Source organism: Clostridiales bacterium (assembly GCA_018333995.1).
Classification (GTDB): Bacteria; Actinomycetota; Coriobacteriia; order Anaerosomatales; family SLCP01; genus JAGXSG01.
In genome coordinates, this window is the sequence record JAGXSG010000027.1 from 1 (window position 1) to 24,496 (window position 24,496).

Sequence of the window (24,496 nt, forward strand, 5' to 3'; positions counted from 1 at the left end):
GAGCCATGCTGTCGCCGAGCGCCGCCCACCGGCCGTGGCCGATGTGCATCGGCCCGACAGGATTCGCCGAGACAAACTCGACTTGCACGCGGCGGCCCGCCCCCTCGTCGATGCGCCCAAACGCGGAGCCCCGGGTGCGAGCCTCAACGAGCACGCGCTGCAGCGCGCTTGCGGAGAGGCGGATGTTGATGAAGCCGGGACCCGCAACCTCCACGGCGGCGACGTCAGGGTGATCAGCGACGCGCGCGGCGAGTACGGCGGCCAGCGCACGCGGGTTCATGCCAGCGCTCTTTGCCAAGACAAGCGCCACGTTGGTCGCCCAGTCGCCATGCGCCGGGTCGCGGGGTCTCTCAACGTGTATCTCTGGAAGCTCGGCAAGCGCGATCTCGCCCGCTTGTGCGGCTGCGGCGAGCGCTTCATGGAAGAGGGCGGCGACAGTGTCTCTCACGGGGCGGGACTCCTCGGCATCTCCGAGCGAAACGGCAGGTCATTCAGGATAGCGCGAGCGCTAGCTCGGTGGCGTCGAGTCCTCGGCCCGCACCTCCTCGACGACCTCCGTGGTCGACGAACTCGCGATCCAGACGAACAGCCAACTCGCTCCCCAGGCGACTACGGCGTACACAGCGATCGCCAGCAGTGAGTTCCATTCGACGATTGCCGCTTCCCCGAATGGTGTGGCGGGGAACACCGCCTCGAACGGAGCCATGAGCGGCGCGGAGATGTTGTAGATGAACTCGACGAACGTGGCCGCGGGATTCGCGGCGAACAGCAAGAGTGCGAACCGGAACGCGAGCACGACGATAATCACGCTCATCACGGCGTAGACGAATCGGGAGATGACTCGCCCTGCCGAGGTGTTCCGCCTCCTGCGAACAACCTGCACCCGCTCGTCCGTTCGAGTCGCCATCGAAAGTCCCCTCTCGCGGTCTCAATATGCATGTCGCGGTCGCCTCTCGCACCGCCGGTCACAGGATACCGTAGTGCGGCCGCTCGCGACGGGTCTTACGGATTCTCGCGAGCCACTTCGCGTAAGACGGATCGCATCGCTGCTTTTGCAGGTGTCCGCAACGGACGATCCACGGCCCTCACCGGTGGTACGGCTCGCCTCGCTGAATGCGGAACGCCCGGTAGAGCTGCTCGAGGAGCACGACGCGCGCGAGCTGGTGCGGAAGCGTCATCGGGCCGAGGGAGAAGCGCTCATCAGCACGCGCGAGCACCTCGGGCGCGAGCCCTGCCGCGCCCCCGATCACGAACGCCACACTGCTGCGCCGCTCGTCTGCCAGCCGCGCCAGGTGGCGCGCGAACGCCTCCGATGAGCGCGCTTTGCCACCTATGTCGAGCGCGACCACCCACGTTGCGTCGGGCAGCGCGCGCAAAGCGTCCACACCCTCCTCAACGCGCGCTCGCCGCTCGTCTCGCGTGACATCACGATCCGCGACTTCAGCGACCTCCACCTGGGCGTACGGCCGCAACCGTTTAAGGTACTCGTCCGCGGCCTCGCGCCAATAGCGTTCCTTCAGGCGGCCGACCGCGACGAGAGTGATCTTTCTCACCTGCGGTCGCGGTCAGAACCGAGGGTTACTTCGATGTCGCGCTCGGTGTCGGCTCGAACGACCTTGAGCGCGAGCGTCTGCCCCACCTCAGAGGAGCGGATCACCGCGACCACTTCCTCGCCGCGGGTGATCTCGCGGCCGTCGATCTCAACGATGATGTCCCCCCGGCGAAGTCCGGCCTGGCCTGCCGGCGAACCGGGATCGACGAACTGCAAGAGTGCGCCCGCCTGGACCGGCAGATCGAACTGAGTCGCGAGCTGCCGGTCAACGGTGAGCGTCGTGATGCCCATGTAGGGATGCACGACGGTACCCGTCTCAATGATCTGATCGACCACGTTGCGCACGAACTCGACGGGTATCGCAAACCCTATGCCGGCGGATTGCGGAGTGCCAACCGCTCCTGCCGGCGACTGGATGAGCGTGTTGATACCGATGAGCGCACCGCTCGCGTCAACAAGCGCGCCTCCCGAGTTGCCCGGGTTAATCGCGGCGTCTGTTTGGATGAGGTTCGTGTACCGCGCCGCGCCAGGCACGCTCTCGCCGTCCGGAGTCCGCTGGAGCGCCGACACGATGCCTGCCGTCACCGTCTTGTCGAGTCCAAAAGGGCTCCCCACAGCGATGACGAGCTGGCCTACGGACAGCTCGGCCGAAGAGCCAAACTCGATCACTGGGTGACCGGTGCCGGGCACCTTGAGGACCGCCAGATCCGTTGACGGATCAACTCCCACAACCGTGGCGTCGACGTCCTGCACCCCGATAGTCACGATCACGCGCTCCGCATTCGCAATCACGTGATAGTTGGTGACGATGTAGCCGTCCTCACGCACGATCACGCCTGATCCGTTGCCGACCTCGCGCTGGCGTATCCCTCCGCTAAACGGGTCGAACACCGTCTGCTGAACGGCCACATTGACGACCGAAGGCGTGACTTTCGACGCGACGGCGACCGCGGCGTCGACACTGGCGCCCACCTCTATCGTGACATCGCTTGGCCGAGTGACCGGTTCGCTCGCGGGCGCGATCGGGCGGACCCCCGGCACGAGTCCCAGCGTCCACACCAGACCAGCCGCGACGAGCACACCGCCGACCACGGCGCCAAGCGACGCCGCGACAAACACCGCAGCGCCCGACCATCGTTTCGCGGCCGCCGGTTCATCACACGGCTCATCAAAATCACCCGTGTAGTCACAGACCGGCAGCGGTCCGTACACGGTTTTCGAAGTCGTGTCTGGCTGGGGAGTGCCGGGCCGCTCGTCGTTCACAGGCACACCTCACCTGGTCAGCGCGTCTCTCAACATCACGTCAGTATACCCCCGGGCGCCAAGCCGGGTGCGGCGTCACACGATATCTCCATGCACCACGTTACCGCAGGACTGCAGTGAATGTGAGCGTGCTGCGATACTCTCCCGGCTCGTAGTCGTAGGGTACTGTCATCTGCAGATCGAAAATGTAGGGATGACTCCACACGTGCGGCGTGCCGGTCGATGAACCGATCAGCACAGACGTACTCGAGAATGGCGCGAGCGAGCGAGACGTCCACCCGCGGATCGCAAATGACAAGACACCGACAGACATAGCCGGTGTCGAAGAACCCGGGTGCAGCGCTACGAAATCCGTAGCCTGGCAACTCAGGTCGTAGGACAAACCACCAACTCCACCCACGGTGACGGTTGTCGCCGAATCCCTCGAAACCACTTGCTCCGGCTCGAGCGGCCCCAGCTGGACGTCATTCTCGCTCACGGTGAGCCAGAATCCCGATATGGGGACTGTCACGGTAACGCTCGTGCTTAGCGCTGATTCGTTGTCGGCCGCATCCACCGCCGCGACCTGGTACGTGTACGTGCCGCCGGCAATCAGGCTTGTATCCGTGAATCGCAGAGCGCTCGTGGTCGACACGAGCGCTCCATCACGGTAGACGCGGTATCCAGAGACGCCGGAGCCGGAATCAAACGCTGCGGGCCACGCGACTTCCGCGCTGCTCGTAGTCATCACTGTCGCCGTCACCGGATCCGGCACGCTCGGAGCGATAGTGTCTACGCGGACCAGCACGCTTCGCACCGGCTCTACGTGACCTGCCGCGTCCGCCGAGTGGAAACGGAGCTCGCTCACGCCTTCTGCCGACACGAGCACCGGTCCTGTGTAATTGGTCCACGGACCGCCCGCGAGCGAGTAGCGCGTGTACGCCACTTGACCGGCATCGGTGACGGTCAATGCCACCGTCACCGGCACTGCACTCCATCCCGCCGGGGCGTTGGACGTTGTCTGCGGATGAGTGGTATCGATCAGTAACGGCCCAAGGTGAACCGGAGCCGACCAGTTGCCCGCGTGGTCGACGGTACGCAACCCGAAGTGCCACGTCCCATCCGCAAGGCTTCTGGTAGCACTCGTTGAAAACGTGCTCGTTGCCGCCGTGACCGCGCCAGTAACGACGATATCATCCCAGTTTGCATGCTCGCTCGCGCTGTTGACGGAAGCCGAGAAGCGAATCCTCACGGTACCGCCTGCGGGCAGATCGAAAGTACGCCGTTGCCACGCCGCATTTGTGGTCGCGTTGCTAAGTTGCGTGTACGAAGCACCGCCGTTTGTGGAGACCTCGGCTCGCACGTAATCCGACGAGTTAGATCCGACGAGCCTATCCCAGAACGTGAGCGTCGCACGCGTGAGCCCGGTCAGGTTGTAATCCCTATAGAAGTCGATCGTTCGGCGCTGGCCGCTGTCCGCCCACACTTCCGCCGCAAAGCTTCCCTGCGTGCGGCCTGCCTGGTTTGTCACCCGTGCGTAGGTGGTGTTCGAGCGTATCCAATCGAGCGGCCATGTGGCGCCTGGGAACGTCTGCGAGTTGACTGTGACAGGAATCTCGACCGTTCCCGGCGTCTCGACCGCGGGATCGAGGAGCGTGTCCGGCGTCTCCGGAGCGCCTTGGCTCCATACGTAGGAGAATCCCCGCACGCCAGAGCACACGTCGGTCGCTCCAGCCGAGTTGACCGTGGCAACGTTGACGCTCGTCCACACCCCCGTGCTGTGGGTAGGACTCGTCAGGGCCGGATTGACTGGGGGCGCCGTATCTCGAACCGTGATCCGCTGGACGGCGGTGGTGACGGCGCCCCTGTCGTCGACGGCGCTCCATGTCACGTTGGTCACACCTATCGGCAAGAGCCCGGGGGCGTTGTGTGTAAGACTCGCAATCGAACCATCAGGATCGACCGCGGTGACGTCACCCGACACGTCATAGCTGGCAAAGCCACCGCGGACGGTACCCTCTAGCACGCGGTCTGCCACAGTGACCTGCGGCGGAATGTTGGGACGCGTGCCGTTCCTGACCTCGAACACGTATCGGCCGAGCTGCCCGCCTGAGTTAAGCGAGTTCTGAATGAGCGAGGTCGAAGACGCGGACGTGTCGAGCAGAGCGCTGGTGCCGCTTGACGGCACGCCCGAACCAGGCAGCTCGAATCCGGTGCCCGAAAATCCCCATCCAGCGCGCGCCCGCACGGTCGATTCCGATGTGGCGATATCCCAGGCGACTTGATTGTAGTTGAACATGAAATCGAAGTTGCCTGGTCCAGTATCGGAACGATCGATGAGGACAAGTTGGAACGAGTTCGTGGGTGTCGACTGGTTGTTGTAGCGGGCGACCCCTACCCAGTTGACGAAGAAGGCGTTGCGGCCGTTGACCTGGGGCACGCTCCCGGCTGTCGTGGAACTGTACGTCACCTGCGCCGCCGCGGTGTTGCGCGTGTCTACGTCGGCCCACAGCGGCGCCATGATATTTCTGTTCGTCGCTGCGAGGGTGGTACTCGGGTTCCAGGTGGTGAACCCTGACCCGAACGTGCAGTTGCCGTTCATGTTGATGTAGATCTGGGTGTGGTTTGTCCCGTTCCAGTTCATGGCAAACGGGAGGTTCACGACGAGGTTGCTCGTGTCGTCTCCGCGAGGCACACTGTGCGCGTTGTGGCCGGGCGGGGTGAGGATCGCGGAGCCGTTGGCCACCTGCGGCGACACCGCAAGTAATACCGCTATCGCAAGAATCGTCGCGCGCACGACACGGCTTGCCGAGAAACCGGCGCGCCTGAACACGAACCCGCACAACGCTCCTTGAATCGTCGAGCGGGTCACTTCCGCCTCCGTCTGTCATCACAGCGCGAGAGGAAGATCCCTCAGGATCCTTCATCGCCCACAGCGATTATCGGCCAAAACATCCGCCATCTGAAGCGGCGTACGGCCGTCCTACCCGATCCCAACACCGAGCGCCGCCAGCAGTGGAGACGCCGCGACACCCATCGCGACGGTAGCTACGAGCGCGAAAGCGAGCGCAAGCGACGACGCCGGCGCACGCTCAAGCGCGACCTTGTCGGCTGACATCTCACCGAAAAACATCTCCCGCACCACGCGGAAATAGTATCCGGCCGAGACGACACTCGCCAACACTCCGATGACCACAAGCCATGTGAGTCCGGCTGAAAGCGCGGATGCGAACAGTCCAAGCTTGCCGAAAAAACCCGCAAGAGGAGGGATGCCGATGAGTGACACGAGCCACACCACCATCGACCACGCCGCGACCGGACGCCGCGTCCCGAGCTGCCCGAGGTCGGCGACAGCGCTGCCCTCCTCGGCGGCAATGAGCATGATCGCCATCGAGGGCACCGCGTAGGCGACCGAGTAGAACACGGCCGCACCGTAGCCGGCCGCCGTGTCCGGCGCGAGCGCCATGAATAGATAGCCTGTGTGCGCTACGCCGGAGTACGCCATGAGACGCCTGATATCCGGCTGCGGGAGTGCGGCCAGGTTGCCGAGCGCCATCGACGCGACCGCCACGACCGCAAGCACGATCGTAAGTCCGGCCACATCCCCCGCGATCTCGGCAAGAAGACGCGCCATCACCGCGATGCCAGCGATCTTGGGCACGGTCGAGACAAAGGCGACCGAAGCGGCGGACGCACCCGCATAAGCGTCAGGCGCCCAGTAGTGGAACGGCGCCGCTGACATCTTGGCGAACATGCCCACCAGTGTGAGCATGACCGCAAGCACGCCGAGCATCCCGGAGCCCTCAAGCGTGAGCTCGCTAAACGCGGTCGATCCCGAGATGCCGTAGAGAAACGACATCCCGTAGACCATGATGATGCTCGTGAGCATCGCGAGCAGGAAGTACTTGAGCGCGCCCTCGAGACCGGCGACGTCACGCCTGCGGTAACCCATGAGCACGTACGCGGGCATCGTCGAGAGCTCGAGAGCGATGTACATCACGATGAGATCCTCGGCCATGGTGAGCAGCATGCCGCCGCCAGCCGCGAAGAGCGCGAGCGCGACCGCGTCCCGGCACCGCTCGCCAGGCATACCCCGGCCCGCCACCCACAGCGCCCAGACCGCAGTGAGCGCGGCGATGCCGGTGCGTGCGAAGCGCGCCATCGCGTCCGGTTCGATCTGCCCGAACACCATCGGGTCCGCCGTGCCTCCTGCACCGGCAAGCACCGCCGCTACCCCCGCGAACGCGGCTCCAGCGTACGCGGCTTTCCGGTCGCTCCTGAACAGCACATCACCGAAGAGAACGACGAGCGCGCCAATGACTACGAGGACCTCGGGTGCGAGTATCCAGTACCCAGGCAGCATCTAACGCGCCCCCATCCCTGCGAGCATCGCGGTCACCGCGGGGTCGACGTAACGCAGAATGCTCGACCAGTACACACCCACGACCACCGTGAGAACGACAAGCGGGGTCAATATGCCGATCTCAAGCCGGTTAAGATCGGGGATCTTTGCCACCGCTCCGCTCGACTCGCCGAGGACCACCCGCTGGACCATCCAGAGCATGTAGGCGGCGGCGAGCAGCACACCGATTGCAGCAGCGATAACGTATCCCGGCCCGATAAGCTCAGAGCGCCACGCGCCAACCAGACTCAAGAACTCGCCGGGGAACCCAGCGAGGCCGGGCAGGCCGAGCGAGGCGAAGGAGGCAAATGCGAGCATGCCCGCCGCGACCGGCACCTGCTTGGAGAGCCCGGAGACATCGGCGATCATGCGTGTGTGGGTGCGCTCGTAGAGCATGCCCACCAACAAGAAGAGCATGCCCGTTATCACCCCGTGCGCGAACATGATTACGACCGCGCCGTTGAGTCCCTCGTGTGTCCCGGCCGCGATACCGAGCATGACAAAACCCATGTGGGACACGGACGAGTACGCCACAAGCTTCTTCATGTCGGTCTGCGCAAACGCCACCGCGGCACCGTAGATGATCGAGATGACGCCGAGAAGCGCGATGAACCACGCCCACGTCGCGGCCGCGTCCGGCAGTATGGGCAGCGAGATGCGAATGAAGCCGTACGTGCCCATCTTCAGGAGGATGCCCGCGAGCAAGACCGAACCAGCGGTAGGCGCCTCGACGTGCGCGTCAGGCAGCCACGTGTGGAACGGAAACACCGGCACCTTGACCGCGAAGCCAAGGAAGAACGCGGCGAACACCCACCACTGGAAGTCGGCTGGAAGCCCCGCTTGTGTGAGAGCGACCATGTCAAACGTCCCGCCTTGCGGGTGCAGGTAGAGCGCTAGGATCGCAACGAGCATGAACACCGACCCAAACAGCGTGTAGAGGAAGAACTTGATCGCGGCGTACTCGCGCCTCGGCCCTCCCCAGATGCCAATGAGGAAGTACATCGGCACCAACACGAGCTCCCAAAAAACGTAGAAGAGTACGAAGTCGAACGCCACGAACACGCCGTTCATCCCTACCGCGAGCAACAGGATCATCGCGAAATAAAACGCGGGCCTGTGATCGACCTTCCAAGACGCGAGGATCGAAAGAACGACGAGAAGCGCAGAAAGCGCAAGCATAGGCAGTGAGATACCGTCGACTCCCAGGAAGTACTGTATGTCGGCTTGGGGTACCCACGAGTGCCTCTCGACGAACTGCATGCCGCCACCGGTGTCGTAGCGGGCGATGAGCACGCCCACAAGCGCTAGGTCGACAAGCGCGAACGCAAGAGCGACGACCCTCGGGAGGTGCGGCTTGTCTTTTGGCAGCAGCGCCGTGACCACCGCCCCGAGAAGCGGCACAAACACGATGAGTGTGAGGAGTGGCATCCCTTAGGCCCCTTTCACGACGATCCACACCATGAGGAGCACCACTGCTCCGAGGATGTAGCGCTGGTACGTCTGGACTCGTCCCACCTGTATCGTGCGTGCAGCCGCTCCCAAAGTTCGCGCGAGCGCGGCCAGTCCGTTGACCGCGCCGTCGATGACGACGGTATCGAACCGGGCCGAGAGCGCCGCAGTCCCTCGCCACGCCGCCGCCGTCCCGTTGACGATGCCGTCGACGACCGTCGTGTCGAACCGGTACAGGTATCCGGTAAGACGCATGTACGGTCTGATCAGGAAGTGCTCGTACGTAAGATCGAAGTAGAGCTTTTTGGCGAGCGCGTCGTAGGCGTATCCCGCCCGCTGCTTGTACGGACGCGTGTTGAGCACGACCGTCCTGCGGCCGTACGCCCAGTACCCGAGCGCAAGTCCGCCGAGTGCGACGGCTGTCGAACCGCTAGCGATGAGCGGGTCGGGCCAGTGCCCTTTGTGGCCAAGAAACTCCGAGAAGCCCGGTGCCGTAAAGCCCACGGTGGCTGTGATGAGCGCCAGCAGGACCATCGGGGCGATCATCTCGGCGTGGGCCTCTTTGAGGTGATCGTTCTGTTCAGGTCCGGTGAAGACCCGGAACCACAAGCGTGCAACATAAAACGCGGTCACAAACGCCGCAGCGAGCGCGAGGGCGAGGACGGTGTAGTGGCCGCCTTTGTACAGCGCGTAGAGGATCTCGTCTTTCGACCAGAATCCGGAGAAAGGGGCGACGCCCGCGAGCGCGAGAGCACCAATCCCAAACGTCACCGAGGTCCATTTCATATTACGGACAAGCCCGCCCATCTCGCGAATGTCTTGCGTGTGCGCGGCGTGGATGATAACTCCCGCGCCAAGGAAAAGGAGCGACTTGAAAAATGCGTGCGTGACAAGGTGGAACATCCCAGCGATCGCGCCGCCCGCGCCGATGGCGACAAACATCAAACCGAGCTGCGAGATCGTCGAGTACGCGAGAACCTTCTTGATGTCGTGCTGGACCGCCGCGATGAGGCCGCCCACGAGCGCGGTGGTGACGCCGACGAGCATGGTCACGGTGAGCGCTACCCCGCTCGCCTCGAAGATCGGCAACGCGCGGGCCACGAGGTAGACACCTGCCGCCACCATCGTCGCGGCGTGGATCAGCGCGGACGCCGGAGTTGGACCTGCCATCGCGTCGGGTAGCCAGACGTGGAGGGGCACCTGCGCTGACTTGCCCATCGCGCCAAACAGCAACAGCAGCGCTACCGCCGTGGCGACTCCCGGCGCCCACTCACCGACACCGGCGAAGACGGCGTCATACTCAAACGAGCCTACCGTGGCGTACATGAGCGCGAGCGCGATGGCGAACCCTACGTCGCCCACCCGGGTCGTCATGAACGCCTTCTGTGACGCCTTTCTCGGCGCCTCCTGTTCGTGCCAGAAACCGATGAGGAGGTACGAGCAGAGTCCCATGACTTCCCACGCCATGTAGAGCATGAGGAAGTTGTCGGCAAGCACGAGCGCGAGCATCGCGGCGGTGAAGAGCGACAATACCGCGAAATACCAGCCCACGCGCTCGTCGCGGTGCATGTAGCCGAGTGAGTAGACCTGCACGCACGTCCCGACGACGGTAATGACGAGAAGCATGATCGCGGCTATCGGGTCGAGCAGGATGCCAAATCCCAGCTCTACGCCGCCCACCGACGCGATCGGCCACGAAGCGCGGTACGCCGCCTCGCCCTCCGTGCCACCGGGCCACACCGCGGCGAACGCGGCGAGTGACAGCGCGAGCGAGCCTGCGACGGCGGCCAGCCCGATCCACCGCGCCCGGTTGCGGGCCGCGCGCGAAAGCGGGGTAAGCACCGCGAACGCGAGTGCCGGGAGTAGGGGTATGAGCGCGACGTATGCCACCTGCTACCCCTTCAGTGTGTCCATGCGCGACAGCTCAATCGAGCGCGTCTGACGATAGATGGCGAGCACGAGCGCGAGGCCAAGGCCGATCTCGGCGGCCGAGACAACCATGATGAAGATGGTGAAAAACTGGCCGGTCATCTCTGTGGGCGTGACAAACCGCGAAAGCGCGATCAGGTTGAGACTCACCGCGACCGCCATAAGTTCGAGCGACATGAGCACCATGACAGCGCTCTTGCGCGCCACGGCCCCGTAGAGGCCAAGCGAGAAGAGCACGGCGGCAAGAGCCATGAACGCCGAGGGACCGACCTCCATCGTCACTCCTCCTCCCTCGACCACCACACCGCCGCGATGATCGCGACGAGGAGCACCAGCGACGCAACCTCAAAGGGTAGCACCCAGCGCGTGAATAGAAGTACTCCGAGAGCAGCCGTGTCTGGCGCCACCTCGGGCATCTGTGCCACGCGATCTCCGTAGCGCGCGATCGCCAAGAAGAGCACGCCGCCAAACACGAACGCCATTAGCGCCCCGGCCACGGAGACCTCGACAGGACGGACCGCGTCTTCACGTCGGCGCAACGTGAGCATGATGACAAAGAGCATGAGGACCGACACGGCCCCGGCGTACACGAGCACCTGCACAACGGCCATGTACTCCGCCTGGAGCAGTAAGAACAGGCCGGCGACCGCGATCATCACCTCAAGCAGCCAGAACGCCGCATGGATGACGTTGCGGGTAGTGAGCATCCCAACGGCTCCGAGGATCGCGGCTCCCGCGAGGATAGCGAACGCGATCCCGTTGACGCTCTCACTCATCGGCAACCTCCGTTTCTGACGGCGCGGGCTTCTCGGGCGCGGGCTTCTCGGCAGGCTTGACGCGCTTCACTGCTGCCGCATCCACGCCCACGAGCAGGTCAACGGTGAGCGCCTCTTTCGAGCACACCGCGAGCTCGTAGTCTTGGCCCATCGCGATCGCGTCGAACGGACACGCCTCGACACACAGTCCGCACATCATGCACGCCCCGATCTCGTAAGAGAAGCGGCCGATGTGTTTCGTCTTGTCCTCACGCGTGGTGACGTCGAGGCCGAGTATGTGGTCGGGACACGCGCGGACGCACGCCGTGCACGCGGTGCACTTAGGCGCTCCCGACGCGTCAAGGGTTGGAACCACCGCCCAACGAGCTCGTTTTGGCAGCGTAAGCTTCTCGTAGGGGTACTTCACAGTGATCGGACCGCGCAACATGTTTCGCATCGTGATGATGAGACCGCCGATGAGACCTGTGCCCCACATCAGCTCGCACCCCCCGGAGCGGCTAGTTTCAAGATGACGCCGGTCACTAGGATCCATACCAGCGATATGGGGATGAGCCACTTCCAGCCAAGCGTCATGAGCTGATCGATGCGTACGCGTGGGAACGTGCCACGAATCCACATGAACACAAATATCCCGAGATAGGTTTTGAGCATGAAGATGACCGGAGCGATCGGCTCGAGTATGTGGTCCGGAACCCAAGGCAGCGTCCATCCGCCAAAAAACACCGTCACAGCGATCGCGGAGACGATGAACTGGTTGGAAAACTCCGCCAAGAACAGCAAGCCAAACTTCATCGAGGAGTACTCAGTCGCAAAGCCGGCAACAAGCTCGGATTCCGCCTCCGACAGGTCAAACGGCGTCTGGTTGAGCTCGGCGAGCGCGGCGATCATGAAGATGACAAACGCGGGCAGCTGCGCGAAGACGAACCACTTGGGAATCACTCCAAACCACGTGCCGTCCTGGGCGCGGACGATCTCGGCCATGTCGAGAGAGCCGACGATCATCACGATGGGGATCACTGAGAGCAGTAACGGAACCTCATAGGCGATCTGCTGCGCGGCCGAGCGCATCGCGCCGATGAGCGACCACTTATTTGCCGAGCCCCACCCGGCCATGATGATGCCAAGCGCGACAAGGGAAAGCACCGCGAACGTGAAGAGCAACCCTGTGTCGAGTTGAGTAATACGCAACTTCTCAGAGAACGGAATCGCTGCGTACGCCAGCAGCGAGGGAATGAACACCGCGGCCGGCGCGATCGCATACATCCAGCGGTCGACGCCGGTTGGCGTTATGTCCTCTTTGGACAGCAACTTCAACACATCCGCGGTCGTCTGAACGATCCCGCGCGGACCCACGTGGAGCGGACCATAACGAAGGTGAAGGTGGCCGAGAACCTTTCGCAGCATGTAGATGAGCACGACACCGTTCACGAGCATGAGCGCAACCGCCGCGAGCACCGGAAGCAAGACCGCGAGTACCGTGCTCATCTGTCGATCTCCCCAAGCACGATGTCGAGCGACCCGATGAGCATGATCGCGTCAGCGAACAGGCAACCCGGCAGTATCTCTTCGAGCACCTGGAGCGTGTAGAGCGATGGCGGGCGGTAGCGAAACCGCTGCGGGGTGTCGCTGCCATCTGAGACGAGGTGCACGCCAAGCTCGCCGCGAGGGGATTCAACGGCAACGTACGCCTCGCCAGCCGGAGGACGGAGCACCTTAGGAACCTTGGCCATGACGTCGCCCTCGGGCATACCGTCAAGACACTGACGCATCATCCTAACCGACTGGCGCATTTCCTCCATGCGCACGGTGTAGCGGTCCCACGAATCTCCACTGACACCGATGGGTATCTCGAAATCGAGCTCTTCGTAGGCTGCGTAGGGACGGTCGCGCCGCACGTCAAACGGTACGGTGGACGCGCGCAGGTTGCCGCCGGTCAGCCCAAACGCCAGCGCGACATCCCGCTCGATCACGCCTATGCCGCGCACGCGCATCTGAAAGATCTCATTTCCGCCGAGCAAAGCGTCGTGCTCGTCGAGATAGCCGTCGATCGTGCGCAAAAACGCCCGTAGCGCAGCTTCAGCGCCGGTCGGAAGATCGGCCACGACGCCTCCTGGGCGGACGTAGTTAAACATCATCCGCTGACCCGTCACGGCCTCGAGCACATCGACAAGCGCCTCGCGCTCGCGCATCGCGTAGAGGAACTGGCCCATAGCACCGCAATCGAGCCCAAACGTTCCGTACCAGACCATGTGGCTCGCGACTCGATTGACCTCCGACATCAGAGAGCGAAGCCACTGCGCCTTGGGCGGCGCTTCGACATCCATGAGCCGCTCGACCGCGAGCGCGACCGCGAGCTCGCCGTGGATGCCCGACATGTAGTCGCCGCGGTCCATGAGTGTGCCCAGCTGGTGGTAGCGGCGGTGCTCGCCGAGCTTTTCGATACCGCGATGGAGATAGCCGACCACCACTTCGGCGTTCACGATCTCCTCACCGTCGAGCTCGACGATGAGGCGGAGCACACCGTGAGTCGACGGATGCTGCGGTCCCACATTGACCACGAGGTGCTCGGTCGCCAGATGACCCACGCCCGCGGGAATCCGCCGGATACCTGCGGGCTTCTCACCCGGGTCGAACGTGCCCTCGGCCAGCATGCCGGCGCCATCGACGATCGAACGGGGATCGCTCACCGGTCACGCACCTCCTCAAGCGTCCGGATCGCGACCGACTTGAGGAGCAGCGGCTCGATTCCCTCTACGGTGAGCAGGCGCTTGGGGTTGGGGTGACCGGCCAGCGAAAGGCCGAAGAGCTCGGCCGTCTCCCGCTCGGGAAGCAGCAGGGCCGGGAAGATGTTCCACGCCGAGACGAGCTCGCCAGCGTAGGGCACGGTAGCGCGAACGTACACTTCCTCGTCGCGGGAGAGTGAGCGCAACAGATAGGTGAATTCAACGCCAGCTCCCGTGTCCGTTCCGAAGAAGTCCACGAGCATTGTGAAAGCGTGAGGGCTCTCCTTGAGCGCGTCGAGAGCGCGTGTCACCGACGCGACGGGGACGCGCGCGACTACCCCGATGCCCGAATGGGCGACCTCGGCTCCGTCAATGTCGGCAAGCGCCGACTTAACCACGGTCACGTCTGGCGGCATTTCGTTCCTCGGCGGATCTCTTGATTTTCTCCTGCAACTGGATGAACCCGTACTGCACCGATTCAGGCCGAGGCGGACACCCAGGAATGTACACGTCAACCGGCACTATCGTGTCCACGCCGAGCACGACGTTGGGGTACTCGCGGAACGGGCCGCCGGTACACGCACACGCGCCCATGGCGACGACCCACTTGGGTTCCGGCATCTGCTCATAGAGGCGGCGGACCGTCTCGGCCATCTTGTGGTTGACGGTGCCCGCGACGATCATGACGTCGGCCTGACGCGGTGACGCGCGGAAGAACACGCCCATGCGGTCAAAGTCGAAGCGGGGACCGCTCGCGCTCATGAGGCCCTCGATCGCGCAGCACGCGATGCCATACGCCAGGTACCATAGTGAGTTGCGCCTGGCCCAGTCGAAAAGTTGCTCACTGCGGACGAAGGCGAAGGAGTGTTCGCCTGTGATGCTGTCTAACGCCACTCGAGCGCCCCCTCTTTCCAGGCGTACGCGAGGCCGAGCAAGAGGATGCCGATGAACACCGCCATCTCCACGAGCACGAACACGTCCATGCGAGAGAAAACGACAGCCCACGGGTAGAGGAAAACCGTCTCTATGTCGAAGACAACGAACAGAAGTGCATAGACGTAGTAGCTGATACGGAACTGTATCCACGGTGCGCCCACCGGGTCGACCCCGCACTCATAAATCCGTCCCTTTTCGGGTGAGGGCCTCTGGTGACTGAGCACGTTTGAAACATTCACCGCGAGCATCACGAAGATGGCGCCCACGAGAACGAACGTGCCTATGACGGCGTAGTCGTGCATCATTGTGCTGGAACCTGCCTACCCCTCTTGATCGCGGCCGCCCGTACAGCCGGTGTCAGGATACGACAACGCCCCTCATATGCGAAACGCCGTATCAGGGCTCACAAAGTCCGGACAATGTAACATACGTTACAATCCTTCTCAAGACTTTCCCTTGACGCTATGTCGGGGTACGCTCGTCGCGCCGGAAGTGATACCAGTCACCGTATCGCTTTCGGCGCTCACGCCAGTCCTCCTGGCGGCCGATACTTACACAACGACGCATCGCGATCCCGACCGGCACGGAGGTCACTATGTCGTGGAAGAGCACCTCTCTGTTCGTCCGTCTCACGCTATCGTTCCTTGTCGTCGCGATTGTGCCCGTAATCGCGGCGGGCGCCATCGGCTTGTGGTCGTTCACGAACTCGATGACCGCCGAGCCGTACGTCGCCGCAGAGCGCCTGTTCGTGACTCGCCTTGCGGCGACCCTCGCGCTCAGCTTCGCGTGCGCGCTCGCCGCTAGCGTCTTGATCGCCCGAGTGCTCTCCGCCCAGCTAGGAACCCTCGGCACCGCGGCGTCAGCGGTTGCCAACGGCGATCTGACCACCACGGTACCCACCGTGATCACCCGGGAACTCATCGCCCTCGCGCGAGCGTTCGAGACAATGACAGAAGGTTTGCGCCGGATCGTCGGACGCGTACGGAGCACCGCCGAGCGCATGACCGATGTCTCCGGCGAGCTCGTCTCGGCGAGCCGGGTGCACGCCGGCGCCGCCGAGCGTCAGGCGTCAGCGGTAACCCAGACGACCGCGACTCTGGAAGAGATGGCTGCGTCGTATCGCTCGGTGGCATCCGCGGCTGGCGAAGTGATGCGCCAGGCCGAACACGCGCTCAACGCCGCGACTAACGGCCATGAGCTGCTCGAACGAAACCTCGAAAGCATCGAACGGCTCGCTGAGGGAACGGGCGTCACGCGTGAGTCCGCACTCGGGCTCGCCGGTGCCGCTAACGACATCGGCGAAGTGCTCGCTTTAATCAACCAAGTTGCCGAGCAGACCAAGATCCTCGCGCTCAACGCGGCGATCGAAGCTGCGCGCGCCGGTGATGCGGGCAAGGGCTTCGCTGTCGTCGCCACTGAGATCCGCAAGCTCGCCGAGTCTGTATCGATCTCAACCTCGCGCATAGAGACCCTTGTCGCCTCGATCCAGAAAGCCAGCGGCGAGCTCGTGCGCTCAGCCGAGACGCAATCCGTCGAAGCCGAGGACACGGCGGTGAACACGCGTCGCTCGGAAGACGCCTTTAACGACATCGTGGGACAGATGGCCTCCACCGCGGCGGCGGCTCGGCAGATCGCGAGCGCGACATCGCAACAACGTACCGCCTCCGAACAGGTCGTGGCCGCGATGCGCGATGTTTCGCAGGCCACGCACGATGGCGCGGCGGCGGCCCGTCAGGTCGAAGAAGCCGCCAGCCGTATCTCAAACGAGAGCCTCCAGCTCAGGCAGGCACTCGGCTCGTTCAAGTCGTAGTGATGTGTAAGAGTGTGGAGCCGACGAGGGGACTCGAACCCCTGACCTGCGCATTACGAGTGCGCTGCTCTACCAGCTGAGCTACGTCGGCCTCTTCGTTGTCACGACCCGGGCGAGCCGTCCGTTCCCGGCGGCCGTCTGCGCCGTCTGCGCCGCCCCGCGGATCTCAAATCGCCGTCCTTCTTCTCGCTTCCACCGTCACGGCTGACGCCGGGTGCCGCTTCTTCTGCAGCCGGGGCCGGACGCGCGCTGTCAGCCGTCCCTCCGCTACCGCCACGCCTGCGCCTGCTCCTGCGCGGACCCTCCTGCGCCTCGCGAGCCTTCTCTCCGCTGCGCTCTCGCCGCTGGCCGCCATCGGCGTTCTCGCGGTGTCCGCCACGTTCGCGGTCGTGCACGCGACCTGGTTCCTCGGCCACTCCCCGCTGTTGTGCGGCGGGCTGACCCATGCGGCCGAGCATGCCGTTCACACGAACGTCATCGAGGGCCTCGAGCGCCTCCCGGTCGACCTTGCACGGACACCCGCGCTCGCACTGCATCGACGCGAGTGGCACGGTGAGCGAACCGCCCTGGGCGAGCTGTACACGCACCGTCTCGCGCGGCGTGTTCAGCTCGGCCACCTTGCCCGCGCCGAGCGGTGTCTCCACGGGAGTCCCGCGTTTAGGCGCGCGTGACTTGAACTCCTTATACGCTTCAAACTCGTAGCGCAGACAGCACATGAGTCTGCCGCACAGTCCGCTAATTTTCAAGGGGTTGAGCGGCAAGTCCTGTTCTTTGGCCATGCGGACCGAGACCGGCTGAAACTCACCAGCGAATCGCGCGCAACACAGCTGCTGGCCGCAGTGGCCCAGACCTCCCACCATCCTCGCCTCATCGCGCACGCCCACTTGGCGCATGTCGACACGCGCGTGCATACGGGAAGCGAGCTCGCGCACGAGCGCGCGGAAGTCTACGCGCTCCTCGGCGGTGAAGTAGAAAACGACCTTCTCGCCGCCGAACAGGTGCTCAACCTCGATGGGCTTCATATCGATCTTGTGCTGACCGATAAGCTCACGAAACACCTTGAGTGCGGCGCGTTCCTTCTCGGCGAGCTCCGCGGCCCTCGCGAGATCGTCACCGGTGGCAACACGCACGACAGAGTGGAGCGGTGTTGGCAGCTGGCCGTCTGCTGCCTCATGCACGCCTTCTACGACCTGGCCAAGCTCAGTACCACGCTCGGTCTCGACCACGACCGAGTCTCCAACGCCGGGCTTAGCGCCGGTGGCGTCAAAAAGCGTCGCCTTGGACGCGAAGCGGAGTTTAACTCCCACTACCGTGGGCACGTAAGGACCTCCCGAATGTCGAACAGCATGGCCTCGACGGCCAGCTGGGGGCTCACATTATACGAGATTCTACGCCGAGCCACCTTGATCGCGGAAAGCGCGCGGACCGCGGCGGCCGGCGTCATGACAGCAGCGACCTCTTCCATCGCGTCAACTGCGTCCCAGTTGGCGACAAGGTCGCCGACATCCTGGGAGAGTACCAAGCAATCTCTCAGCCAACTCTCGGCGATGTTGAGCACTTCGGTTACACCCTCACGCTCTCGTGCGGTGAGTTGCCGCTTGTGACGCTCCGCGAGATCCTTCCCTGCAGAGCCGCCGACAAACTCGGTCCGCTCGCGCACCTCGACGGCGTGAAGCGCCTTGATCTCGTCGAGAGGCGCCTTGACCGCCGCAAGCAGGTCGCGCGCGGCTCGCAACGTATCATGCTCGTCGAACACGGGCAGATCCTTGAGTGTGGCGAGCATGTGGTCCCGGGCGAGTCGGCGGGGCGGCGAGTTGAGGAACTCGCGCGCGCGGACGAGCACGCCACCGGTCGCGGCGAGCGCGGCGACGGCCTCCCGTTGCGAAGCGCCCGTCTTTTCGATGAGAAGCCCCACGGCTTCATCCGGCGCAATCCTGCGGAACCGCACCACCTGGCAGCGCGACGCGATCGTAGGCAACACCGCCTCGTACGACGTCGCGAGCAACACGATGATCACGTGCGCGGGAGGTTCTTCCAGCGTCTTTAGGAACGCGTTCGCCGCCGCCTCGTTGAACGAATCGGCGGCCTCGATGATGTAGATCGTGCGTTCACCCTCCATAGGGGCGAGGTTGACGTCGTAGATGACCTCACGGATCTGATCCACGACGTAGGTGGCGGCGCCCAGCGGGACCACCTCTCGCACGTCGGCGTGCACTCCACGCTTGACGCGCCGGCACGCCTCACATCTTCCGCACCCGCGATCAGCACAGATGACAGCGCACGCGAGTGAGCGTGCGGTGCTCTTCTTACCTGCGCCGGCCGGACCAACAAACAGGTACGCGTGTGAAACCGCCTCGCGCTCGACCGCGGCAGAAAGATATCCCGCGACGCGCGACTGACCCACGAGATCGTCCCACACAGACCTCTCACTCATGGACGCCCTCGTCGAGCACGGTCGCAAGAACCGGGATCCGGCTCGCCGCCTCGAGCACACGCTCGGCAACCTCTTCGCACGTCCCAGACGCGTCGACGACAACCACCCGCTCAGGCTCAGCACGCGCAATGGCGCTGAACCCTTCATAGACACGGCGATGGAACTGCTCGTCTTCCGCTTCCAGGCGGTCGGGACCTTCCCCGGTAGCTCGACTGAGCGCGTCAACGCAGTCAAGATCGAGCAGGATGGTGATGTCCGGCGTGATACCGGCGGTGGAAAACTCGTTGAGAGCGGCGACTTCGAGCAGCGGGATTCCTCGGCCATACCCCTGGTATGCGGTTGTCGAGTCGGTGAAGCGGTCACACACGACGACCAAGCCAGACGCGAGCGCCGGCGCGATGACATCGTGCACGAGCTGGGCCCGGCTCGCTTCGTAGAGCAAGAGCTCGGCCCGGCGGTCGAGACCACTTTGCCGCGGGTCAAGCAGTATCTCGCGGATCGCCTCACCGGCCTTAGTGGCCCCCGGCTCACGGAGCGTCTTGACGCTGAAACCAGCTTTGGTGAGCGTCTCGGCTAGCATCCGCGCTTGCGTGGACTTGCCGGTACCCTCGCACCCTTCGATGGTGATGAACACGCCCCGTACCATCAGTCGTCCTCCTTGGTGCCCGCGGCCGGGATACCGGCATGAATGTCCGAGCCGAATACGTCGATCCCTACAAACGCCGGGAACCCTTCGAGTTCCAACCTCATAAGCGCTTCTGGCCCGAGCTCCGGATACGCGATCGTCTCCGCGGCTGTGACGTGCGTCGCCAGAAGCGCGGCAGCGCCCCCAACGGCGATGAAATAGACCGCCCCGTGCTCTACGCACGCGTCGCGCACCGCCGCTGAGCGCGGCCCTTTTCCGATGCTCGCCGCGACACCCGCGGCGAGCAGTTCAGGCGTGTACGCATCCATGCGGGAAGCGGTTGTTGGCCCGACGGCACCAACGGGGCGCCCCGCCGCCGCAGGCGCGGGACCAGCGTAGAAGAGCACCTGACCGGAAAGCCCGAACGGCAGCGATACGCCGCGCCGGAGCTCGGCGACGAGACGCTCGTGCGTCGCGTCGCGAGCGGTATAGACAGGTCCCGAGAGCCGCACCGCGTCGCCCGCGCGAAGCCGACGTGAATCCCCAGGTGACAGTGGTAGCGTGATGTGAACCTCACCCACCACGCACATCCTCCTCCGGGCCGCGCCAATCGAGCGTCTTGAAAGCATACACCGCCGCGCCCAGCACGACGAACGACGCGGCCACGAGCACCGCTTGTTCGCCGGAGAACCACAGCGTGGTCCGAGTCTCAAGAGCGACCCTCTCGACACCCCTGACGGCTAGATCGCCGAGCGGAGCGACCACTATCATCGACAGCAGCAACGAGACGCGCACGACCGCCTCAAGCGCTGTGAACACGCGTCCACGGATGGCGTCCGCGACCGTGTTCACCACGTACGTGTTGCCCGCGACCGTCACAGTCGCAATGCACGCACCCGCAACGAGGGCGGCGAGCACCAAGACAACGTATGCGTCGACAAGCCCGAAAGCCAGCATCGCTCCTCCAAACAGCGCCACTCCGCCGCTGAACAGCAACTGGAGGCGAACCCGGCCGGTGAACCGGGGCGCCATAAGCGCGCCGACGACCATGCCAAGCGCGAGAAACACAAGCAAGAACGTCTGCGGCACTGCAATGAGCGCATCGAGCCACTCGAACTCACCCGCAAGCGGGACGGGTTCGACCAGCATGCGCTGCACCCTCACGAGGCCGAGCGGTACTATCGCCCCGCCCCCGAGGATGGCAAGCGCGATCGTCACGAGGAGTCCGCGCAACTCTGAGTGCTCACGCAGGAAACGCAGCGAGTCGCGGACGTCGGCACCGAGCATCCGCACGTTCAGACGGGCTCGGGTTAGCTGGTCTGAGCCGCCACAGCGAATGCGGGTGATAAGCGCCGCCGAGACCAGAAACGTCAGACTGTTCACGAACACGCCGGCAAGCGGGCCGAGCAGAGCTGGTCCAAACGGCCGCAACACCGTCTCGACGAACGGAAGCCCCGTCTCGAGAAGCACGCGCACGATCGCCTCGAAACCAGCGAGTATCGCGCCCGACGCCGTAAGTCCCACGAGCATCGAAGCCTGCTGAGTCGTGTAGGCAAGCCCGTTGGCCGCCGCGACGTCCTCCTTAGCGACGAGACGCGGGATGAGCGCGTTGCGCGCCGGATAGAAAAACAGTGAGGCGACCTCCATGAGGAACACGACGAGGTAGATGAACGCGAGGTTTTGCGTGAACAGCAATCCGAGCGTCAGAGCCGCACGCGCGAGGTCACACGCGATCATCAGGCGGCGCCGGTCAAAGCGGTCAACCAGTGCGCCGGTAACCGAGCTCAACAGGAGGGATGGGATGAGCTTGGCGATGAGGATTCCTGCCACCGCGAGCGGAGAGCCGCCGGAAAGCGAGGTGACGAGCGGCATGAGCAGACCGATAACGAGCCAGTCGCCCACGCCGCTCACGGCCTGCGCCGTCCACAGCCGGGCGAACGCCGGGGTCGTAGCGAGGCGGCGATACGCTCCCGCGGAAGGGTTGAGCAAGCCGGACGAGTGCCCGGCGGTCTCAGGGCACTGGGTCATCTTGGCAATACCTCGACGGTCACCGAGCGCACCGCCGAGCAACCTACGTTCACCGCGACTGGCAACGCTGCGATGTGACACGGCGCGGTTACCACGTGGACCGCGAGAGCGGTCGTGTCCCCGCCGAGACCCCCTGGACCAACCCCCGATGCGTTGATGCCCGCAAGCAACCGCGCCTCAAGCGCGGCGATGCGTTCGTCGGCGCTACACGTCCCCACCTCGCGCAGCAACGCGCGCTTGGCGAGCGTCCCCACCTTGTCAAAGGTCGACCCTACACCGACGCCCACTACCACCGGTGGACACGCCGAGGCGACCTTCGCCGCGACAGACTCGAGCACAAACGCGACGACGCCCTCCTCGCCTTCTGCGGGCGAAAGCATGGCAAGCGCCGAGGCGTTGTCGGACCCGCCGCCTTTGAGCATGACGTGCACGGTCGCGCCACAACCCGGACGCACCGTGATGTCAACAAACGCCGGCGTGTTGTCCCCGGTATTGGCACGGTCTAGCAGCGCATCACGCGCGAGGCTCGCGCGCAGCCGGGCCGAGGCATACGCCTCGGCGACCGCGGCGTCTATCGCCGCGGTCAGATCGCCGCACACACACTCCTCGGCGCCCACCTCGAGCCACACCCAGACGTACCCGGTGTCCTGGCACAGCGGGACCCCATCGTGTGCGGCGATCCCGGCGTTGGCCGCGAGCTGCTCGAGAGCCGCTCGCCCGCGGGGCGAGCGCTCGCGCGCGAGGGCCTCGCGGATGGCGGCCAAAACGTCGGTGCGCAACTCAGTCGCGATGCGCGGGATCGCGTTGCGAACCGTTGAAGCGATGTCCTCGGCGTGTATCACGGTGTCCGGTGGCTCTCCCAGCCGACGATCGCCTCGGCCACCGTCGCCGCGGATGCGCGAAGCGAGACGGTCTCCGCTTCGGTGAGGTCGAGCTCGGGGATGCCAAGAACACCTCGCGCGCCAAGTGCGGCCGGGACCGACAGGTAAACCCCGTCGATTCCGTAGTGCCCCTCGAGCCGCACGCACGACGGCAGCACCGCACCGGTGTCACCGAGGATCGCCTCGAGCATCGCGGCGATCGACGCCGCCGGCGCGTAAAACGCGCTCCCCGTCTTGAGCAGCGCGACAACCTCAGCGCCTCCGCCAATGGTACGCGCGACGAGCGCGTCGACCTTCTCGGCAGGCAAGATCTCGGTGATCGGCGTGCCGTTTACGGTGGTAAGTCGCGGGAGCGGTACCATCGCCTCACCGTGAGCGCCCACAACGAGCGCCTCAATGCCGCCAACATCCGCGCCGGTCTCCTCGGCGATAGCGTACGCGAAACGCGCCGAATCGAGGACGCCACCCATCCCGAGGACACGCTCCGTAGGCAGACCGGACACGCGCCACGCGAGATCGACCATGACATCGAGCGGATTGGTGACGAGCACGTACACAGCGTCTGGAGACGCGTCGACAGCCCTCTCCATCACGGAGCGCACGATCGCGGCGTTCGCGGCGAGCAAGTCCTCCCGCGTCATCCCTGGCGTGCGCGGCAGCCCAGCGGTCACCACGACGACCTGAGAGCCAACGGTGTCCGCGTAGTCATTGGTCCCGGTCACCACCGGAGCGAAACGCTCGACTGAGCGCGAGTGCATCATGTCGAGCGCCTTGCCTTGCGGAAGACCTTCGGCGACGTCAATGAGCACGACATCGCACAACCCCTTCTTCAGGAGCATGAAGGTGGTGGTGGCCCCCACCTGACCGGCTCCGACGACGGTCACCTTGGGACGAGACATGAACGGCTTTCCCCTTTCGCGCGCGCAAACGGCGGCGTCTCCACGCATCATGACACGGTCAACTAACTGTGTTGCACGGATTCTACGACAGGTCCCAGGGATACTCCACGCTCGCCCGCCGCCCTTCGTGAACGGCGAGCCGCTGCGCCAACAGCGGCGGCAGCTCCGGAAGCGCCAGATCCTGTTCAGAAGCCTCCCACGCGCCCTCGACCTCGGCGTACAAGATCTCGTCTTCCGCTCCCGCGGACTCCGCGACAAGTTCGCCAAACAACACGATCGCACTCGTACCGCTCTGGCCGAGGTGCGCGGAGCTCCCCGTGCACTCCGCGAGCACGACAAGACCCGCAAGCGCGGGAGCGCACCGGAGCACGTACTCGATGATCGCCTCGGCCTGCAGCTCGGACTCGGCGCCAGGGCGCCATACGACGGCGTGCACGCCCGCCTCCCGGGCCATTCTTGCGGTGTCCGGGTTGAGGCACACATCCCCGGCCGCAAGCGAGGTAAGCCCAAGCGGCGTCACGGCAATGCGGTGCTCAGAGTTGTCCGCGTGTGTGAACGGCATTAGCAGCGCGGTTCCCCCGGCGCACTCCTGAACCGTCTGAAGCAAGTGTTTGCGCTCGTGCGGCGGCATCCCCGCGAGTACGGGAATCCGAGGGCACACGACCACAGCGGCGCCATGTGCGCACGCACTGCCTATCGACTCGGCGAGCGCTACCGAGTCCAGCGCGACGTCGTCACGGCAACGGTGATGGATGACGGCGACGCGCATGGTGCGCTCCCTCTACAGCGGCGACACGCTTCTGAGAGGTC

At 64.5% G+C, this 24,496-nt stretch carries 25 protein-coding genes and 1 tRNA gene; 1 reads left to right on the top strand and 25 read right to left on the bottom strand.

Features of this window, described 5'->3' with window-relative positions:
- From KGZ40_07150 to KGZ40_07225, 16 genes are all read right to left on the bottom strand, one after another.
- A partial coding sequence (locus KGZ40_07150; GenBank protein ID MBS3957290.1) for an arginine--tRNA ligase occupies nt 1–448 on the bottom strand: 448 nt, incomplete at its 3' end.
- A gap of 60 nt (nt 449–508) precedes the next feature.
- A complete protein-coding gene (locus KGZ40_07155) occupies nt 509–907 on the bottom strand; it encodes a YggT family protein (GenBank protein MBS3957291.1) in 399 nt (132 codons plus the stop codon).
- A gap of 178 nt (nt 908–1,085) precedes the next feature.
- A complete protein-coding gene (locus KGZ40_07160) occupies nt 1,086–1,553 on the bottom strand; it encodes a 23S rRNA (pseudouridine(1915)-N(3))-methyltransferase RlmH (protein ID MBS3957292.1) in 468 nt (155 codons plus the stop codon).
- The gene (locus tag KGZ40_07165) at nt 1,550–2,815 is read right to left on the bottom strand and encodes a trypsin-like peptidase domain-containing protein (protein ID MBS3957293.1); all 1,266 of its coding nucleotides are present in this window, start codon (nt 2,813–2,815) and stop codon (nt 1,550–1,552) included. Before KGZ40_07165 ends, KGZ40_07160 begins: the two co-directional genes overlap by 4 nt.
- A gap of 100 nt (nt 2,816–2,915) precedes the next feature.
- Nucleotides 2,916–5,666 carry a hypothetical protein gene (locus KGZ40_07170; protein MBS3957294.1) on the bottom strand — a complete coding sequence of 917 codons (2,751 nt, stop codon included), beginning with the start codon at nt 5,664–5,666 and terminating at the stop codon, nt 2,916–2,918.
- A 111-nt stretch (nt 5,667–5,777) separates the two neighbouring features.
- Nucleotides 5,778–7,157: an NADH-quinone oxidoreductase subunit N gene (locus KGZ40_07175; GenBank protein ID MBS3957295.1), complete on the bottom strand. Its 1,380-nt coding sequence runs from the start codon at nt 7,155–7,157 to the stop codon at nt 5,778–5,780.
- A complete protein-coding gene (locus tag KGZ40_07180; GenBank protein MBS3957296.1) occupies nt 7,158–8,624 on the bottom strand; it encodes an NADH-quinone oxidoreductase subunit M in 1,467 nt (488 codons plus the stop codon).
- A 3-nt stretch (nt 8,625–8,627) separates the two neighbouring features.
- Nucleotides 8,628–10,535 carry an NADH-quinone oxidoreductase subunit L gene (nuoL, locus tag KGZ40_07185; protein MBS3957297.1) on the bottom strand — a complete coding sequence of 636 codons (1,908 nt, stop codon included), beginning with the start codon at nt 10,533–10,535 and terminating at the stop codon, nt 8,628–8,630.
- Between the two features lie 3 nt (nt 10,536–10,538).
- The gene (gene nuoK, locus KGZ40_07190) at nt 10,539–10,850 is read right to left on the bottom strand and encodes an NADH-quinone oxidoreductase subunit NuoK (GenBank protein MBS3957298.1); all 312 of its coding nucleotides are present in this window, start codon (nt 10,848–10,850) and stop codon (nt 10,539–10,541) included.
- A 2-nt stretch (nt 10,851–10,852) separates the two neighbouring features.
- Nucleotides 10,853–11,350: an NADH-quinone oxidoreductase subunit J gene (locus tag KGZ40_07195; GenBank protein MBS3957299.1), complete on the bottom strand. Its 498-nt coding sequence runs from the start codon at nt 11,348–11,350 to the stop codon at nt 10,853–10,855.
- Nucleotides 11,343–11,825, bottom strand: a complete 483-nt coding sequence (locus KGZ40_07200; GenBank protein ID MBS3957300.1) for a 4Fe-4S dicluster domain-containing protein — start codon at nt 11,823–11,825, stop codon at nt 11,343–11,345. Before KGZ40_07200 ends, KGZ40_07195 begins: the two co-directional genes overlap by 8 nt.
- The gene (gene nuoH / locus KGZ40_07205) at nt 11,825–12,835 is read right to left on the bottom strand and encodes an NADH-quinone oxidoreductase subunit NuoH (protein ID MBS3957301.1); all 1,011 of its coding nucleotides are present in this window, start codon (nt 12,833–12,835) and stop codon (nt 11,825–11,827) included. The genes KGZ40_07200 and nuoH overlap by 1 nt, the downstream gene beginning before the upstream one ends.
- Entirely contained in the window at nt 12,832–14,037 is a 1,206-nt protein-coding gene (locus KGZ40_07210; GenBank protein ID MBS3957302.1) for an NADH-quinone oxidoreductase subunit D, read from the bottom strand. Before KGZ40_07210 ends, nuoH begins: the two co-directional genes overlap by 4 nt.
- On the bottom strand, nt 14,034–14,489 hold the full coding sequence (locus KGZ40_07215) for an NADH-quinone oxidoreductase subunit C (protein MBS3957303.1): 456 nt from the start codon (nt 14,487–14,489) through the stop codon (nt 14,034–14,036). Before KGZ40_07215 ends, KGZ40_07210 begins: the two co-directional genes overlap by 4 nt.
- On the bottom strand, nt 14,464–14,988 hold the full coding sequence (locus KGZ40_07220; GenBank protein MBS3957304.1) for an NADH-quinone oxidoreductase subunit B: 525 nt from the start codon (nt 14,986–14,988) through the stop codon (nt 14,464–14,466). The genes KGZ40_07215 and KGZ40_07220 overlap by 26 nt, the downstream gene beginning before the upstream one ends.
- Nucleotides 14,958–15,314, bottom strand: a complete 357-nt coding sequence (locus KGZ40_07225; GenBank protein MBS3957305.1) for an NADH-quinone oxidoreductase subunit A — start codon at nt 15,312–15,314, stop codon at nt 14,958–14,960. The genes KGZ40_07220 and KGZ40_07225 overlap by 31 nt, the downstream gene beginning before the upstream one ends.
- Nucleotides 15,315–15,604: 290 nt before the next feature.
- On the opposite strand from KGZ40_07225, the gene KGZ40_07230 reads away from it, so the two are divergent.
- Nucleotides 15,605–16,819: a methyl-accepting chemotaxis protein gene (locus KGZ40_07230; protein MBS3957306.1), complete on the top strand. Its 1,215-nt coding sequence runs from the start codon at nt 15,605–15,607 to the stop codon at nt 16,817–16,819.
- A gap of 15 nt (nt 16,820–16,834) precedes the next feature.
- Here KGZ40_07230 and KGZ40_07235 read toward each other — a convergent pair.
- The 9 genes from KGZ40_07235 to KGZ40_07275 form a co-directional block, all read right to left on the bottom strand.
- Nucleotides 16,835–16,910, bottom strand: a tRNA-Thr gene (locus KGZ40_07235).
- A 10-nt stretch (nt 16,911–16,920) separates the two neighbouring features.
- Nucleotides 16,921–18,138 carry a hypothetical protein gene (locus tag KGZ40_07240; protein ID MBS3957307.1) on the bottom strand — a complete coding sequence of 406 codons (1,218 nt, stop codon included), beginning with the start codon at nt 18,136–18,138 and terminating at the stop codon, nt 16,921–16,923.
- Nucleotides 18,126–19,253 carry a hypothetical protein gene (locus tag KGZ40_07245; protein MBS3957308.1) on the bottom strand — a complete coding sequence of 376 codons (1,128 nt, stop codon included), beginning with the start codon at nt 19,251–19,253 and terminating at the stop codon, nt 18,126–18,128. Before KGZ40_07245 ends, KGZ40_07240 begins: the two co-directional genes overlap by 13 nt.
- Nucleotides 19,246–19,899 (bottom strand): dTMP kinase, encoded by a 654-nt coding sequence (locus KGZ40_07250; GenBank protein MBS3957309.1) that lies wholly within the window; start codon nt 19,897–19,899, stop codon nt 19,246–19,248. Before KGZ40_07250 ends, KGZ40_07245 begins: the two co-directional genes overlap by 8 nt.
- Nucleotides 19,899–20,468, bottom strand: a complete 570-nt coding sequence (locus KGZ40_07255) for a fumarate hydratase C-terminal domain-containing protein (protein MBS3957310.1) — start codon at nt 20,466–20,468, stop codon at nt 19,899–19,901. The genes KGZ40_07250 and KGZ40_07255 overlap by 1 nt, the downstream gene beginning before the upstream one ends.
- Nucleotides 20,452–21,906: an MFS transporter gene (locus KGZ40_07260; GenBank protein MBS3957311.1), complete on the bottom strand. Its 1,455-nt coding sequence runs from the start codon at nt 21,904–21,906 to the stop codon at nt 20,452–20,454. Before KGZ40_07260 ends, KGZ40_07255 begins: the two co-directional genes overlap by 17 nt.
- Nucleotides 21,903–22,745, bottom strand: a complete 843-nt coding sequence (locus KGZ40_07265; GenBank protein MBS3957312.1) for a fumarate hydratase — start codon at nt 22,743–22,745, stop codon at nt 21,903–21,905. The genes KGZ40_07260 and KGZ40_07265 overlap by 4 nt, the downstream gene beginning before the upstream one ends.
- Nucleotides 22,745–23,686: a malate dehydrogenase gene (gene mdh / locus KGZ40_07270; GenBank protein MBS3957313.1), complete on the bottom strand. Its 942-nt coding sequence runs from the start codon at nt 23,684–23,686 to the stop codon at nt 22,745–22,747. Before mdh ends, KGZ40_07265 begins: the two co-directional genes overlap by 1 nt.
- A gap of 82 nt (nt 23,687–23,768) precedes the next feature.
- Entirely contained in the window at nt 23,769–24,455 is a 687-nt protein-coding gene (locus tag KGZ40_07275) for a hypothetical protein (GenBank protein ID MBS3957314.1), read from the bottom strand.
- Nucleotides 24,456–24,496 lie beyond the last annotated feature (41 nt).